The sequence below is a fragment of the Paenibacillus sp. yr247 genome (genome assembly GCF_900103825.1).
In the GTDB taxonomy this organism is placed as follows: domain Bacteria; phylum Bacillota; class Bacilli; order Paenibacillales; family NBRC-103111; genus Paenibacillus_E.
Window position 1 is genome coordinate 23,948 of the sequence record NZ_FNIF01000001.1, and the last position, 15,540, is coordinate 39,487.

Genomic DNA, 15,540 nt, shown 5'->3' on the forward strand with positions numbered 1-15,540 from the left:
AAAAGAGGTCAACCAGAAAAAACTGGCTGACCTCATAATACGAACGGGCAGTTTTGAAAGTGGAGGTAGATGCTAATTATGAACAAGCGTTATAGTTTCAAGCAAAATGAAATCGAAAATATAATTAATCATTTTGGTAAAGATTTTTATGAAAAAGTATTGAAGGATATTGAAGTATATGCTGATATATGGACTTTAACCTCTTTTCAATTAATTCCTTCATATTCTGCAAAATTAGTTTTTAAATGCTTTTCAAAAAACTTTGGAAGCGTAGTGCTTAAAATAGGCAAATCTTCTTCTGAAGAAATAGTTACAGAATTTAATACTTTGTTTCAATATAACGGCAGACGATTTTGCAGAGTTTTTGACGCTGATATTGAAAACGGAGTCATACTTGAAGAGTGTGTACAGCCGGGGAATCCTTTAAGGAATGAGAGTTCTCTTGATAAAAGACTATCTGTATTTTGTTCCCTATTTGAAGGCTTGCATATACCGCCCGCTAGGGCAGAAATATATCCGACTTACACAGAGTGGGTCGATAGGATAACAGAATACATGAGCAAGCGGCAAGATTGTAAAGAACTATATTTGCACATGAAAAAAGCAAAAGAGATATGCTTATCGGTTTCTACTTTGTATTCACAAAAGATGCTGCTTCATGGCGACTTTCATCACGATAATATTTTACTTGGTAATGATGGAGAGTATATAATCATCGACCCTAAAGGCGTAATAGGCGATCCTGTATTTGATGTTCCACGGTTTATATTAAATGAATTTGGTGATGAAATAACTACGGAATTATATAAGAAAATAAACGATATCATATGCATCTTAGAAAAAAACTTTAATATTCCAAACGACATATTAAAGAAATGCCTTTATGTGGAAACTGCAATGGGAATATGCTGGATGGTAGAAGACGGCTCAACCCCTGAGGAATTTCCGAATCTTATAAAAATTGTTGCTTTCGCAGAAACAATTTTGAATACTTGACATATGCTATATATTTATTAGTAAATGATTACAATATTTTCCTTAATGGAAGGAGAACATGATAATGGAACGCAATGCCGGATTGGATATCGTCCGCAGCACGGCTATTTTGCTAGTAAGACGAGGTGAACATACATGTACGAAAACATTATAAAGGATCTATTACTAGAACAATATTCAATGCATGCTGAGCAAATCGAGTTTATATCCCACAGCAACAAAATAGTTTACAAGGTTTATGGTACAAATAAGGAAGAGTACGTCTTCGATATATATTTAAAAAGAGAAGAAGAAGGCAGCACTGCAAATGATGATAACAGCAAATACTTTACTCCTGCAGCTATCGCTTCTGAAGTGCGCATTTTAAATATTTTGAACGAGAAGTATCCTGAACTCAAATCTCCATCTCCTATCAAAAACAAAGATGGCCAATTGCTATCTTCGATTACGGTCAATGGAACAAGTGCACAATGCTTGTTAAGAAATTTTATTGCCGGAAATGAACTGGTGAAAGGCTCTGAACAGTATGTAAGCCAAGCCTACAATGCAGGTGCAGTAGCTGCCAAGCTGCATCAATGCTCCAATCAGCACTTACAGAGTGAATACAGCAACAGACCGGTTCACAGGCAACAATATGTACAAAACATAATACATACAGTAGAGCTAGGGATAGATGCCGGTACGATTACAACTGCCCAAAATGCTATAGTTAAGGAAGCGTTGGAGTTCATCATACAAAGAATGGATGAGATGGATCAAAACCCGTATTACACCGGCATCGTCCATACGGATTTGCGTGACGCTAACTTTTTATCGGATGGGGAGAAGGTGATTCCGATCGATTTTGGGAGATGTGTTTATGGCTACCTTCTTTATGACTTAGGAGAAATGTGTGCACATATGGGAGGGGACGACAGCGAAGTACAAATGATTAAAGGCTATCACTCTATACGCAGGCTTACTCATTATGATATCGTCACCATCGAAGCTTTCAAAATTTTATTTATATTGAGCGTTATAGCAGAATTCATCTTACAGAAGGACAATTCTTACGTATCCAATACGCTGAAAAGATTAACCGAGACGGATCTAGTACACCTACTTTCCAGTGAACCGGTTATTCCAAACATTAGAAGTGTTATATAACTAAAATGGTCTCCTTCGCTCCGATAAGATTTAAGAAAGAAGCATCAAGGACGTTCAGTTGTTCTTCGATGCTTCTCATAATACTGACTATGTGCTTACTTATGGAACGGTTTTCGAATTTTCTGGCGGCGGTCGCTAAGAAATACCCCTCTAAGTTAATCGGCATCCGCGTTCAGGATCTCTACGTCGAAATGCGGAACGATCGGCAATTGCGGATAGTCTTTGCGCCAATTTAAAGACTTCCATATGTTCGGATGGAACGCCTTTATTTGCATGCCAATGCCGAGAGCGTCGCAATTCGCTTTTTGCAAAACCTTGATCGTCGCTGCCGCCGTTTCCTCCAAATGAGTGGCCAATTCTTTTTCCATTCGCTCTACGTAATCAGACTTTAGCAAATGAATTTCTTGGCCAAGCTCGATAACATTAATTTTCAAACGAACCCTGATGCCTACCTCCGGCAATCCGCTCGCTTCCGAGCGCACGGTGATCTTCGAATCCACTTTTTGGGCGGAAAACGCATAAGTTGTTCCGTCTACCTGCCCCGTATGCGGTTGTCGTGCCTCCCCGTTTTGTGATAAATTTACGGCAACCTTTTTCTTTCCTTTTCCATGCCCACCTAAGAACATCACCATTCGAATTTGCTCTTTGCTAAGCTTAACCCCGGTACTCTCGCCTTGACGGAATAATAAGGCGCCGTCCAACTCTAAACCCGAATCGCTTTGCTTCACCATCGGAAGCAACATATCTTCCAATGGATCTCCATGGGATAGAATAAAATGCATCATGGAAACGGTGGGTATAATTCCGTTTGTTTTCAAAGACTTATTAAACAAAAACATGTTACGTGCAAATGTTTTGCTCTCGCTCGATTTATTTTTTATAAGCTTAGACACGGACCCTTCGTATACGACAACAGAGGTATTGATCGACGTATTGCGGGCGTGGAGCAAAAATGCAAGCTCTTGGAAAGGAGCATTCGCAACGAACTTTTCACTTAATAAAAAAACACCCGTGTTGATCCCAGAGAATGGACCTCGATCATGGTACACTCCTTGTTCGAAAGCTTCGACTATGTTCCTTCCTTTGAGCTCCGTCGTCTCCGAAAACGGCTCCCCTCCTCCTTGCCCCGCTTTCTTTAGCTTTGTGACGACGAAATTGAGCAGGACGCCCCCGCTCTTCTCGTCCAAGTCAACACCGGCAATGTCCACCAGATTAAGATCGCGCAGCGGCAAGCGATCCCAGCAGCCGGTCAACAGCAGCAGCGACAAAATGACGATTGCTGCTTTTTTCATCCTACACCCGCCTTTCCCCGTACAAGTGAAGTAAGCAACAGCACGGTCGGCACAATCATAATGAAAAACATCGAAGACATATCATGGTATTTGATAAATCGGAAAATCCATTGCCGGTCGGAGCCCCATATCCCGATCGAGAAGCAGACGAATGCCAACATCCATACGAGAAGCGGATGGTTTCGGATTTCTTTGCTCCGGATGAAAGCCAAATGACGGGCGGACAAAAACAGATAAACATAAACGGTTACCGTGGTCACGCTGAACCAAATCGTCATGAATAGAATATCGAGGCTTTGCACGATAGGCCATCGAAATTGCCGTAGAATGAACACCATCGGCTCGGCAATGGACTTCTGTTGGTTTTCGCTGAAGTTGTACGTCACAATGAACGAAATCATGACGTAAAAAAAGGTCGTAAATCCATTGGCGACAGACATGGCGATCATGATATCCTTCTTCTTGCGGCATTTTACGAAAGGAAAAACGTACAGAAGAAGCTCATATCCCGCGTATGCCCACACGGAAGGAATAGCATCCTTCATAATCGCTCCGATCCCATGACTACCGATCGGCAGAAAATGACGCAGGTCCCCTTTTCCCGTACCACTTATAAATACGATCACAAAACAAATCAGAAACATGAACATAATCGTCTGTGTAATTGTGACCACCGACCGGAGCGTAGAAGAAGCGATATATGCGGCGATCGCTGTCGAAATCCCGATGATCACAAACCAAGGGGTCGTAAATAACACCCATCGGTTGATGATATCGGAGTAAGTGACAAGGACCATTAGACTCGACTGGGCGAAGAACAAGGCAATCAAGACGTTCAGGACCGACCCGAGCGGCTTTCCAACGATCGCGAATATATATTGGGGCAACGGCCGATCGGCATATCTTTTGCTAAGCTGATAGATGATCAGGATGACGACTTGAGCCATCCCCCCCCCGATCAATAAGGACATCCACGAATCGTAACCCGAGTGTTTAGATTCTGCGATGGGGATCGTTAAAACGTGAGCGCCGATTTGGGTCAAAATCACGAGACAAATAAGCTGTTGAAGGGATAGCTTCTCCATGCGGATCATTCGGTCTTTCCTCCCGATGCCTTTATTCTCGTCTCGTCTTGCGCCAGGCTTTCCTTCGGACGTTTTTTCAAGCTCCGGAGCGGCCCTCTGAATATCGTGTCCCTGATCGAATCCCCGCTAAAACCCGAGTAAAAAAACGGAATGCCCATCGTATGCAACCGGGCCAAATGCGTCAGCACCAAGAGTAAGTAAAGCTCAAAGCCGATCAGTCCGAAGGTCGCGGACAAGACGATAGACGGGTACGGCAATAGACGGGCCGCGATACTCATTTCATAGGATGGAATGATAAAAGAAGCAACTGCCGTAAACGCTATTACGACGACCATCATCGTGGAAATCAGATTGGACTGTACGACAACGGTACCGATCACGATACCGCCGACGACGCCGATCGTCTGCCCGATCGGGCTTGAGAGACGGACGGTTGCCTCCCGCAGGATTTCGAGCGTGACTAGCATGAAAATCGCTTCGAGTACTGGAGGCATCCCGACGTATTGCATGGAGCTTTGCAGAGTCAGCAAGATTTCGAACGGGATAATGCGAGGGTCAAAGGTGACAAGGGCCACGTAAGCGCCGGGCAAGCTGATCGCAAGAATAAAGGAGACGACCCGAAGAAACCGTAAGGTGCTGCCGAACAGCCAGTTGATTTGATAATCGTCGGGGCTTTGGAAGAACGCCCAGAACGAAACCGGAACCATAAGGCAATCGGGTGAACCGTCGGTCAAAATCGCGATTTTCCCATCCATCAGGTAAGACCTTACCCGGTCCGGTCTTTCGGATACGAGTATTTGCGGAAACAGCGAAAACTTTCTCTCTTGGATCAACTCTTTGAGAAAACCGGGCGCTTCGACGTAATCGATGTCGATGCTCCCGATCCTGCGCTCAAACTCCATTACGACGTCTTCGTTGGCGACGGAACGCAAGTAAAGGACGGCGACTCTCGTATCCGATCTGCGACCGAGTTGATAGTACTTTACGACAAGATCGGGCGTCGCGATCAGCTTGCGCATCAAATTGAGATTGGTATCCAACTTTTCGATCAATGCTTCGTTGGAACCGCGCAGCACGCGTTCGTTCACCGGAATGTTGACCGAGCGTTCTTTTTTCAGCTCTGTTCCAAGCAAATAGAGCTTCGCTTCGCCATCGATTTGGAGCACCGTCTTCCCTTTCACCAGCGCTTTCGACCCAACCGATAGAATATCCGTCTCGATGTAATCCAGAATGGACACGGCTTCGCGGACGCTGACGGCGTCCGTGTGATGAAGCAAAGGGCGAATAATATGGTCTTGCACAACGTCAAAATTGATCATTGTATCTAAATAAAAAAGTCGGAAATGGCAGTCGTCGACAGCGAAATCACTCGATTTGAAGTCGGAGCTTTGTGATAGCATTTCCTTCAGCGACTTCTCGGTATTATCTAGAGATGGATCAGCTTTCAATAAAGATCTCCTCTTCTCACGAAATTTTTCCTTATTTTACACTCATACTCCTATTCCTATTCCGATTCCTATTCCTATTCCTATCTGATGGAGCGATCTCGCGGGGGGGGGTACTTTCAAGCATTTTGACCTGCTCTTTTTCGCAGAAAGGGCTATGCGTATCCATCGACCGACTATGAGTAAATTCGTATTCAAGTTCATAAAGGCGATTCTGTCAAGCAGGGGATGGTGATAGCACTTATGGGCAGCACCGGAAAGTCTACAGCACGTCACCTGCACATCTCTGTGATCGTCAATGGGGCGTATGTAAATCCGGCCCAATTCTTAACACCTAATCATTAAGAAGGACGTGGAAGCGATATGAGAATGATCAAGTATCTCATTATTGCCTGGCTGGTACTGCTTCTTGCTGTATTGGTGATTCCTCTATTGGTGAATCACAATAAGCTTGGTAACCCTATTCCTCGAGCAAACACTGAGAAGAATACTGAATGTAAGCAGCATTTCCCACAAAACCCTGAAGAGATCGAGACTTAAAGATACCATTACGCATTTTTTGGATTCCATCAATAACGGTGATATCGAAACTGTAGTAAGCTATATTGAGCCATTATTTACTACTTCTCAGATCATTACCTCTTTTTAACTTCTTTCCGCCATAATATCCATGCAAGCATTCCCATTGAAATGACCGTTCCTGCTAATCCAAGTCCCATGTCTTTTTGAGTGTCGAGGACATCTCCTTGCAGACCGATATATTCCCCGCCTTTTTGCCCAGCCACAAAGGAGGCCCCCATTTCTAAGATTTCGAAACAGGCGCTCCAACTGAGAACGACTGCCGCGGGAATGGCATAAGACCAAAAACCGCGCTGTGCGGCGGCCCGGGTTAGCAATTCACGGACTGGATATGCACAGAACAAACCGAATGCGAAATGAACGACACGATCGTAGTAGCTTCTCTGGGTATGAAACGAAGCTTTCAGCCACATGTCGAAAGGTGTGCCCTGATATGTATAATGAGCCGCATAGGTATGTGAGCAAAGAAAAATAAATATGAGCAAATAGGAAAAGTTGGAGAAACGGAAAACTTTATAAGTGAAAACAAGGACAAGCTCGACACCAACGGGAAGCAAACTTTCCATAAGCCATAGCATCCGGTCAGACGGAGAGATGGCCATGAATCCCCAATACACGGCAAAAACGAAGATCATTAGGTGCAGTGACCAATTGCGGGAAAACGGTATGTTCGGGTTCGTCATCATGTTCGTCTGTTCCTTATACATAGAATTCTTAATCATAAAAGTCCACCTTTCTTTGTTATACTTTGGGAAACTAATGAGTTGATTTACATAGTGTAGACAAATATGTAAACATGATGCAGATTATTTATGCCGGACACGTTTGCCGCCTATTGGATCATCTACGTTTAGTCTTTGGTCATATTTTTCCTTCAGACGCTTATGATGAAATGGGGGCTGAAAATCAGTGGACGACCGAATACATGAAAATCTAAAGTGCGTACCGTTTGGCATCCGCATAATCGCCTTTTTGTGGGATTATGTTATCATTTTGGGCTACATCATCCTGTTGATAGGAGTATCTTTTCTTGTACGACCGTTGGTGATTCCGCTGTTTACGACAAATGCTTTGTTAGCGGAGATCACTGGGTTTCTATTCATTACACTGCCTGTATATCTTTATTTTGCTGTCTGTGAGGGGTCGAAATCACATGCAACATGGGGTAAACGAAAAATGGGGGTTGTGGTGGCTGACATTTACGGTCAACCAATCGGATTCGGATTTTCGCTTTTTCGTTCTGCACTTAAATTTCTCCCTTGGGAGCTAGCCCATTTCACCATTTGGCACATGGTGATTCCTTCTGAGTACCCCAATTATTTAATTTATTCATTATTGGGGACGGTCTACGGTCTGGTTCTTATTTATTTGATAAGTCCATTATGGAACAAAAATAAACAAACTGTTTATGACTCTATCGTGGGGACTGTTATAAGGTACAAAGATTAAGGATTCATGGAGCCCCACTCTCAATTGTTGCCCGACAGATTCTCCATAGAGGGAGGTTAATGCAACTCAAAATAATCAACTTGTACCCGAACTAATTAAACGTGATAAAATAATGGTGATTTGCAGTTGAAAAAATGAGGAGTGTTAGGCATTGTCTCAACTTGAGTTTTTGGCTATTGCCAAACCAAAGCGTGAGAATTGGTTGGCAACAATGACACCGGAAGAAAAGATGGTCATGGGAGAGCATCTTGAGTATGTTCGACGAATGTTTTCAGAAGGAAAGGTTGTTTTGTCTGGTCCTTGTTTAGATGGGACTTATGGGATTATTATTTATAAAGCTGACTCCCCAGAATCCGCTCAAAAAATGTATGAAAATGATCCTGCAGTTAAAGCAGGTATTATGGATACTGAGCTACATCCGTACAAAGTAGGGGTAATGGAAGGGCGTTAATGACTACGCTTTTTTGTGCTAATGAAACATAAGGGCTCAAAAATATGGTATAAGAACAGGCTGCCGCGGCTTATCGGCAGACTGTTCTGCTAAGTCGTCATGCATTATCAAGAATAAATCGAGGAAGTGTTAATATGGTTGAAAAGGTATTTTGGACAAGCCCGTACTTAACCGAATTGGGCACTTGCGTAACTAGAGTAAAAGCTAACGATATCACTGTGAACCGAACCATTTTTTATGCTTTTTCCGGCGGAAGTTGTATTAGAATTGGTATATAAGAAATTAAAGGGTATCGAAAAGATAGGCGCTCATATCGCTCAAGATAAAGCACGACATAAAGTCATTGAGGCAGACTACGATATTATTAGCGCATTCGATGATGAAGGCAATGGAAGGCGGTACTGGGAGATCAAAGGATTTTCAAAAGTTCCATGTGGTGGATCTCACTTGAAGAAAACAGGCGAAATGGGCGTCATTAAACTGAAACGAAATAATATTGTTCCAATAACTGAAAAGACCTCTATGAAATAAAGAATAAACAGCGACTTGTTGTCAAAAGGTACGTGCTTAACACTGAATTACCTATAACGAAATGAAAATCAGACCTACACCGTTTTAAGGTTGTAAGTCCGATTTTCCTTATTTTAAAGGGGGTCTGTTTATATAATAACCATGATTTATTAATCAAAGATTAAAACTAAGTAACGATTGTGTTAAAAACATAGGTGATAAGAACATCGGTCAATTATCTGTGTGGGGAAAAGAAGTTGGGAGAGAACCTGTTACGGCGAATTTAATTCGAAGAGGACTCTTCCAGTAAGGGATCCCATTTTCCCGCAAATCCCTTTCATGGGCGGCATGCCTTCATAAAGCCAGGGGCTACTGCCGAAACTTGGGGGCTGCATTTCTTCGAGCTAGCTAATGCGCAAATTCATTCGCACCCAGAAGCGCTGCAGCGCCTGACCTTTATCCCAGGTGCTTTGCAGCATGTTGCTTTTGCGCTTCAGGATGAAGCTGCCAGCCTGCTAATGAGGAGCCGGTTGGAGGACTTCAGTGTTGAAATGACCGCACTACTGAGCAATGGACCGACGAGAAGCTTTGGATTTTTCGATAACAACGGCATTCAATTGGAGGCGATATGGCCTAAGCAGCAATAATTTCTCAGAAAACTGTTAAGGAAATAATTACTTAAAGCTGAATTATGAAGCTGCCGTATATGATTCCTAGCTTCATTACGTTAACGGGCAGTTTTGTGAAGTCAGATATTGACATAATCAAGCGAAAAGCAGTCGTCTGAAACCAGACGACTGCTTTTCATTTTTATTTATTTGCTCCGTTTAAGATACTAAGCGAATTGTTAAGTGCAGATTTGCACTTGCTTGCATCAGGGTTTGCCGAACGAACTGCCGCTGATACCACGTCAATAATTCCATCAATTTAGATCCATGTTTTTCCATCTATTTTCCTAAGCTTAGGCTCAGATGTGTCCCAATGATGTTCCAAATTGTCATTTGTAGTGGGCTGCTTTATAGAAAAAAGTGTATAAACTAAATTTCCACATTTTCATCTTCGTTACACATCGAAGCCAAACAAAAACGCCACCCTTAAAGGTGTGACGTTTATTTATTATTTAAAGTACACGGCGTGCCATAGCATAATGGTTACTCCACCAACCGTGATTCATATCTGAGATTGTAACGCCAGGACTACCGTAGGTGTGCAGAACTTTACCGTTACCAATGTAGATACCTACATGGTGAATCGGCGAATAAAAGAATACCAAGTCGCCGGGCTGCAGCTGATTCCGCGGCACGAACTTACCTACTTGCGATTGGGCTCGAGAAGAACGAGGTAAGTTGATACCGTATTTTTTGAATACGGTTTGTGTGAACGAAGAACAGTCAAAAGTACGAGTATTTCCTGACGCCGAACCGAATCGATACGGAGTATGCATGTAGTGTTCGCCGGTAGAGATGATATTATCCGAAATCGAAGCAGCGTGAGTTGCTGTTGGTGAAATCACCATTGCACCGCCTATGAAGACGGATAAACTCAGAGCAAAAGTCGCGATAGCTTTATAGGCTTTTTTCATGTTGTGTATCCTCCCTTGTTGGCTCAATGGCCTTTGTTTTGTTGACCTGTGACCACTATAGCATACATTTAACATCCTATAATTTACCTTAATGTCTGTTAAAGTACTTGCCGCAACGATTCAATAGACTTTATTAGAGTTTGCTGAGAACTGCATGAGTTGATTCTTCTTGACTAATAAAAAGGCCAAACGGAATATCCGTCGGGCTACGCCCCAACGCTGCTCCATAATTTCAATGACTTTTGGAAATACTGGATTTGTAAGTGTTGTAGTCCGAAGGTTACCAATTTGTATAGATAAAAAAAGGCCCAAGCTTCTTTAAACAGCTTGGGGCTTGATATTATTTATTTTTTCCCGACGGCGTAACTGTTGGCGTTTCCCCTAGAGCAGCGCCTGGTGTTGGCGATACGGAAGGCCTGCCAGTTGGAGTAACGGCTGGCGTTGGCGAAACGGTAGGTTTGCCTGATGGTGTTCCGCTAGGCGAAGGCGTCATGCTTCCTACAGGGGATGGAGACGGAGTCTCGATTACGTCAGGCGTTTGCGTGGGCTCGGGAGTTCTTGTAGCAGGAGCCTTGGCATTTGGAGTAGACGTTGTTTTGGGTTTATTGGCATGCTGCTTTTGCATGTCCGCAATATAATCCGGATTGTCGTAAGCACCGCCCGGATCAATCTTCGACAAACCATCCCAGATATTCGGAACTTGAATCTTATCCGGATGTTCAAAGACGAGCAAGGCGGAAGGCAGTCTGCGTTCGCCATATTTACTGGACGGCTTAGTTATGAGTTCTCCATTTACAACCATCTCGGAGGAAGCGCCGCCGTCTAGGAAGCCAGCGTTAATGCATCCCTCTGCCAGCAACAAATTCTGTACTTCCTTCAACGTCGCTCCAATACTGTAAGGAGGTTGACGCCCGTCGATGACCACGAGAATAATGACGCCGTCAGCACGCTGACCAATGGCTGTCCGCGGGTTGAGGCCATCTCCTTCGATCGGTAATGCCTTACCGTTCGCAATCACGCGAGGATAGAACGACACTGCATCTGTAACGTGCATCTTCAAGAGTTCGTCAATTGGATATTTACCTATAACGAGCTTACCTTCCTTAGTAAAGGCAACTACGTGCTGTGGAACGGTTCCGTCCACGCCGGTGTACAAAATTTGGCCTCCCGACATTATGACACCGACCGGAGCAAAACCGTTGCCAAGCCCTTGCGGATCGTCAAAGCCGCCGCCGTTCACGCCGGCAACCGCACCCGTGCGCTGTACCATGGAAGTTATGCGTTCTCCTTGGCCTACCGTGTTAGGTACGACAACGCGCAGAGCTCGCGGGTCGTAGACATACATTTTTTTGCCAACCCAGCCTGAACCTGAGATGTCTTCGACTTTAGTTAATTCACCTTCATGTTTGCGGATCGTAATTGCGCTCAAATCTTGCGGTTCTTTGGCATTTGCATCGCTCATTAAGCCGATCGCGTTGATCATTTCATCGCGTTTCTTGGTACCGACGAAGATCCAAGCCCAGTCGCGGTGTTGCGTTTCGATGACAGTATTAGCCAAAAACATGCGGATATTCGTCCCTAGTGGAGTCATATATAAGAAGGTAGTGCTAAGGAATCCAAACAGCGCAGCTGCGCCCAAAATTCGCTTCAGCCAACTCCAGCCCTGTATTTGTTTGTACGTAGATGTTGCAATATTCATGGTAACTCCTCCTATTTTATTGATTTATGCTCTCTCTAAAAAAATCTCACTAATTAAATGTTAACTTTAGCAAACCAAATTACATTGTAACACTCCGTATTTTTAATGACATTGGTATTTTTTGAAATAATTGTACTCTGACTGTATATAAGACGTTAAAGGACAGACTAAGTATACTCATTCGTCTGTCCTTTCTACGGTTAAACTTATCAATAAATTATTTGGATTGGCAGTGTTTTTAACTGTTATTCGGGTTTAGGAATAATAGTCCATTCCGCTAACGGGAAATGATAGCTCAATAAAAAGGCTGCCGGAAAAGTCGGCAGCCTTCGTTACGTTAACGGACAGAATATGCAGGTTATTGTTGTCTGACAGCTAGTTGCCCGCGGCTTTCACTGGTTCAGGTTGAATGCTGCCCTTCAACTTAAACAGTGGTACGAGAATGGCCACGCCCACTAGGAAGAATAAACCTGCGATCAAGAACAGCGGAACGAGTGAAATCGCGTTTTTGATCGCCCCGGACAGCATCATCGTAAAAACCATCGAACCCATAAACAGCGGAGTCAGAATGCCGTTTACCCGGCCGATGAACGATTCCTCCGTATTTTTCAAAATCAACGTATTGATCCCGATCTGAATGCACGGCATTGCGCCCCCGCATATGAACTGGAGACCCAGCGTGAACCAATAATCCGTCGAGAGCCCCATGGCGATCATCACCAAGCTGTTGACCGCCAAGCCGAACGCTAGAAGTTTCTGCGGCGAAACTTTGCTGGAGAAGCTCATAACCAGCATGCCGCCAATAATCATCGCCACGCCGTTGACCAATAGGAACCACTGCAAATAATTCTCCGGCTTTCCAATCCGCTCTGTAATGAGGAAGATGCCCATCGGCTGAATAAGGCCGAAAGCGAGCCCCGCGGCAATATACCCGCCGCCTAGTGTACGGAGTATAGTGCTGGACCATACATAGTGGAACCCCGCCTTAATGTCTTCCAACAAGTGTGACTTTTGTTCCTCACCTTCGTCTTGACGATCGCGTCGCAGGAAGGATAGCGAAGCAGCCGACAACAGAAAGGCAACGCCCATTATGCCAATTGCCGTCTCGATGCCATAGCTCTGGTAAACGTAGGTGCCGACTACCGGTCCGAAAATCATAAATACCGCGAACAACGTTTGATATACCGACATGCCCATTTGTACTAAATGTTCAGGCACATGCACCCTGAATAGCTTCATGCCGGCGGGTTGCGAAAATTGAGATAATGTTGTAGACACTAACGTCGCGAAAAATACAGCTTTCCACGAACCGTTCGCCATTGCAAAAAGCACCGCGAGAATGGAAATCGCACTTAACAGGTCGCACCACACCATTGTCCTTTTCGGCCTCCACCGGTCTGCGAACGTCCCTCCAATAAACGAAAATACGAATATCGGTGCGAACTCCGCGACGGAGATAAGCGATACGGCGAACGCGTCGTTATTAGTCATTTTTTTGACGAAAAGCAGGATGGCGATATTTCGCACCCAAATACCGATTTGCAGAAATAACGTGGACATAAAAATCGCTTGCACGAACCGGTTGCTAAGCAACGAGGATGCCGAAGCAGATTGATTGACAATCATGAATCTCTTCCTTTCATTTATCGTTTTTTCTTTGAAATACAGTAGTTCCCTATAAGTAAATTTTACAAGACAGTCTATTTACCAAAAAGGTTCGCCAGTACGAAAGATCCCTCCGTCCCGAGACCGATTCCTCTTCTCTTATATTAGGTAGCTTTTTTTGTTTTTTTGGGTAAGATGTTTGTATGAATCGAAAGGAGCAAAAGACAAATGAAGAATAACAAACCAGTAAAATTGGATGATCTAGTCAGTGAAATTGAACTTAATATTGATGATACGTTTACTTTTATAAACACTAAAACAGGAGAAGTTATTACATTAATGAGAGAAGAAATCGGGGCTGCTGAAGATGAAAAGCCAATCGGGAAATTTCCTGAATGGCAAAGGGAGAACATTGAAAAAGCAATTAGCATTGTTGAGGATGAAGACGGGATCTACGTTGACTTCACATTGAGAAACGACATCAACGAATATGAAATGATAGAGGATTTTATTGGGACTCTAGTGGATGAAGATATTCGAGAAGAACTATATGAAGCTATTCAAGGAAGAGGAGCATTTCGGAGATTTAAGGATGGGATTATAGAACATGGTGTCGATAAACAATGGTACAAGTACAAAGAAATTAAGATAAAGGAACTAGTAATTGAATGGTGTAAGGAACAGGATATTGAAATCCAGGCATAAGAATGGCACCTATTCCTGCGTTATTCAACGTTCCACTCAACATGAAAGCTCCCTTTGAAATCAAATCCATTCATGACGAGCCGGATAACCCCGTCTTTACGTATTGGAATTTTTGACCAATACATGCTTGTGTATTTGGATTCTGCAAGATTATTGGACATGCTGACCTCGTGGCCGTCCTCGTCAAACGTTCTCATGCTGTAGCTTTGGTTATTCCCATGTGTGGCTTGGATGGTCAGGTTGATCGTCTGTCCTTTCATTACGAGAATCGGAATCTCATGCTTTCCGTTAAACATTTCGAATTGAACGTCATAAGAAGTCGCGGTAGCCGACTCTACCCACTGCTTTTTTATCGTAAAATCTTGTTTGGAAATGAAAAAAAACGCTAGCGGAATAAGAATGGACAAAACGATTCGAAACCAAACGATTCGTTCGGCGATCAAGGTGCCGCCAAAAAAAATAAACGCCATGATCGTTGCAAACACGCAGGCAATGTATCTGAACTCATCATCCCCAGGCAGCACCATAAAATAGATGAATGCAGAGGCTCCAAATAAGGCGGCTTTTACGAGAATGATGTTTTGCTGGATCCACCGCGTCAGGCCATCGATCAATATCGAGGATGCAACCCCAAATACCCAAAAAAATAAAACCAACGGTTTTGAAAAGACGCTTTCCGAGAATGCAACCCCGTCAAAATGGCGGCTTAGCAAAACAAGCAGCGCCATGATTGTGTAGGCAAATCCGGCCCCTGCGAGTTTAGACAACAAGTAATTTAAGGCGAGCAACCCATTCGATTTGCCCAAAATTAATTTCATCAAAACCACCCTTCCTAACTTGATCGTTTTCTGCGAGAATTTTTTAACGTTATTCACTAATACGCAGACGCGTCGGTGACAATGCCTGACTGGATGGTCATATTTAAAGGGATCAGTTTGCCGCGTCAGCTAACGGGCAGCATGGTTTAACAAACCTCCACGCCAATTAGCAAAAAAT

General features: G+C 43.7%; 18 protein-coding genes. 10 read left to right on the forward strand and 8 right to left on the reverse strand.

What is annotated here, in order from left to right:
- The first annotated feature begins 78 nt into the window (after positions 1-78).
- On the forward strand, positions 79-996 hold the full coding sequence (locus BLT91_RS00125; protein WP_090815376.1) for an aminoglycoside phosphotransferase family protein: 918 nt from the start codon (positions 79-81) through the stop codon (positions 994-996).
- A gap of 135 nt (positions 997-1,131) precedes the next feature.
- The gene (locus BLT91_RS00130; protein ID WP_090815378.1) at positions 1,132-2,142 is read left to right on the forward strand and encodes a phosphotransferase enzyme family protein; all 1,011 of its coding nucleotides are present in this window, start codon (positions 1,132-1,134) and stop codon (positions 2,140-2,142) included.
- Between the two features lie 155 nt (positions 2,143-2,297).
- Here the strand turns inward: BLT91_RS00130 and BLT91_RS00135 are convergent, their stop codons facing one another.
- From BLT91_RS00135 to BLT91_RS00145, 3 genes are read right to left on the reverse strand one after another with little or no spacing between them, the layout of a single operon-like run.
- Complete coding sequence (locus BLT91_RS00135) at positions 2,298-3,434, reverse strand: Ger(x)C family spore germination C-terminal domain-containing protein (RefSeq protein WP_090815380.1); 1,137 nt, start codon at positions 3,432-3,434, stop codon at positions 2,298-2,300.
- Positions 3,431-4,528: a GerAB/ArcD/ProY family transporter gene (locus BLT91_RS00140; protein ID WP_090815383.1), complete on the reverse strand. Its 1,098-nt coding sequence runs from the start codon at positions 4,526-4,528 to the stop codon at positions 3,431-3,433. Before BLT91_RS00140 ends, BLT91_RS00135 begins: the two co-directional genes overlap by 4 nt.
- Entirely contained in the window at positions 4,525-5,919 is a 1,395-nt protein-coding gene (locus tag BLT91_RS00145; RefSeq protein WP_254776723.1) for a spore germination protein, read from the reverse strand. Before BLT91_RS00145 ends, BLT91_RS00140 begins: the two co-directional genes overlap by 4 nt.
- A 237-nt stretch (positions 5,920-6,156) precedes the next feature.
- On the opposite strand from BLT91_RS00145, the gene BLT91_RS00150 reads away from it, so the two are divergent.
- Together BLT91_RS00150 and BLT91_RS31105 are read left to right on the forward strand one after the other, a co-directional pair.
- Positions 6,157-6,309: a M23 family metallopeptidase gene (locus BLT91_RS00150; protein WP_302847452.1), complete on the forward strand. Its 153-nt coding sequence runs from the start codon at positions 6,157-6,159 to the stop codon at positions 6,307-6,309.
- A gap of 18 nt (positions 6,310-6,327) precedes the next feature.
- Positions 6,328-6,504 carry a hypothetical protein gene (locus BLT91_RS31105; protein ID WP_175532012.1) on the forward strand — a complete coding sequence of 59 codons (177 nt, stop codon included), beginning with the start codon at positions 6,328-6,330 and terminating at the stop codon, positions 6,502-6,504.
- 95 nt (positions 6,505-6,599) lie between these two features.
- On the opposite strand, the gene BLT91_RS00155 is transcribed toward BLT91_RS31105, so the two are convergent.
- Entirely contained in the window at positions 6,600-7,265 is a 666-nt protein-coding gene (locus BLT91_RS00155) for a DUF2238 domain-containing protein (protein ID WP_090815389.1), read from the reverse strand.
- Positions 7,266-7,339: 74 nt separating this feature from the next.
- Here BLT91_RS00155 and BLT91_RS32240 point away from each other — a divergent pair, with 74 nt between their 5' ends.
- From BLT91_RS32240 to BLT91_RS33380, 5 genes are all read left to right on the forward strand, one after another.
- On the forward strand, positions 7,340-7,480 hold the full coding sequence (locus BLT91_RS32240) for a hypothetical protein (protein WP_217635162.1): 141 nt from the start codon (positions 7,340-7,342) through the stop codon (positions 7,478-7,480).
- Positions 7,453-7,992, forward strand: a complete 540-nt coding sequence (locus tag BLT91_RS00160; protein ID WP_090815391.1) for an RDD family protein — start codon at positions 7,453-7,455, stop codon at positions 7,990-7,992. The genes BLT91_RS32240 and BLT91_RS00160 overlap by 28 nt, the downstream gene beginning before the upstream one ends.
- Before the next feature lie 151 nt (positions 7,993-8,143).
- A complete protein-coding gene (locus tag BLT91_RS00165; protein WP_090815393.1) occupies positions 8,144-8,443 on the forward strand; it encodes a YciI family protein in 300 nt (99 codons plus the stop codon).
- 237 nt (positions 8,444-8,680) lie between these two features.
- On the forward strand, positions 8,681-8,974 hold the full coding sequence (locus BLT91_RS00170) for an alanine-tRNA synthetase second additional domain-containing protein (protein WP_217635163.1): 294 nt from the start codon (positions 8,681-8,683) through the stop codon (positions 8,972-8,974).
- 497 nt (positions 8,975-9,471) lie between these two features.
- Positions 9,472-9,600, forward strand: coding sequence for a hypothetical protein (locus BLT91_RS33380; protein WP_302847440.1), 129 nt, complete (start codon positions 9,472-9,474; stop codon positions 9,598-9,600).
- Positions 9,601-10,073: 473 nt separating this feature from the next.
- On the opposite strand, the gene BLT91_RS00180 is transcribed toward BLT91_RS33380, so the two are convergent.
- The 3 genes from BLT91_RS00180 to BLT91_RS00190 all read right to left on the reverse strand — a co-directional run bounded on the left by BLT91_RS00180 (position 10,074) and on the right by BLT91_RS00190 (position 13,860).
- On the reverse strand, positions 10,074-10,535 hold the full coding sequence (locus BLT91_RS00180; protein WP_090815396.1) for a C40 family peptidase: 462 nt from the start codon (positions 10,533-10,535) through the stop codon (positions 10,074-10,076).
- A 340-nt stretch (positions 10,536-10,875) separates the two neighbouring features.
- Complete coding sequence (locus tag BLT91_RS00185) at positions 10,876-12,234, reverse strand: phosphodiester glycosidase family protein (RefSeq protein WP_141224908.1); 1,359 nt, start codon at positions 12,232-12,234, stop codon at positions 10,876-10,878.
- 375 nt (positions 12,235-12,609) lie between these two features.
- Complete coding sequence (locus BLT91_RS00190) at positions 12,610-13,860, reverse strand: MFS transporter (RefSeq protein WP_090815398.1); 1,251 nt, start codon at positions 13,858-13,860, stop codon at positions 12,610-12,612.
- A 207-nt stretch (positions 13,861-14,067) separates the two neighbouring features.
- Between BLT91_RS00190 and BLT91_RS00195 the strand changes: the two genes are divergently transcribed.
- Positions 14,068-14,544 (forward strand): UPF0158 family protein, encoded by a 477-nt coding sequence (locus BLT91_RS00195; protein WP_090815400.1) that lies wholly within the window; start codon positions 14,068-14,070, stop codon positions 14,542-14,544.
- 20 nt (positions 14,545-14,564) lie between these two features.
- Here the strand turns inward: BLT91_RS00195 and BLT91_RS00200 are convergent, their stop codons facing one another.
- Positions 14,565-15,362, reverse strand: coding sequence for a hypothetical protein (locus BLT91_RS00200; protein ID WP_090815402.1), 798 nt, complete (start codon positions 15,360-15,362; stop codon positions 14,565-14,567).
- Positions 15,363-15,540 lie beyond the last annotated feature (178 nt).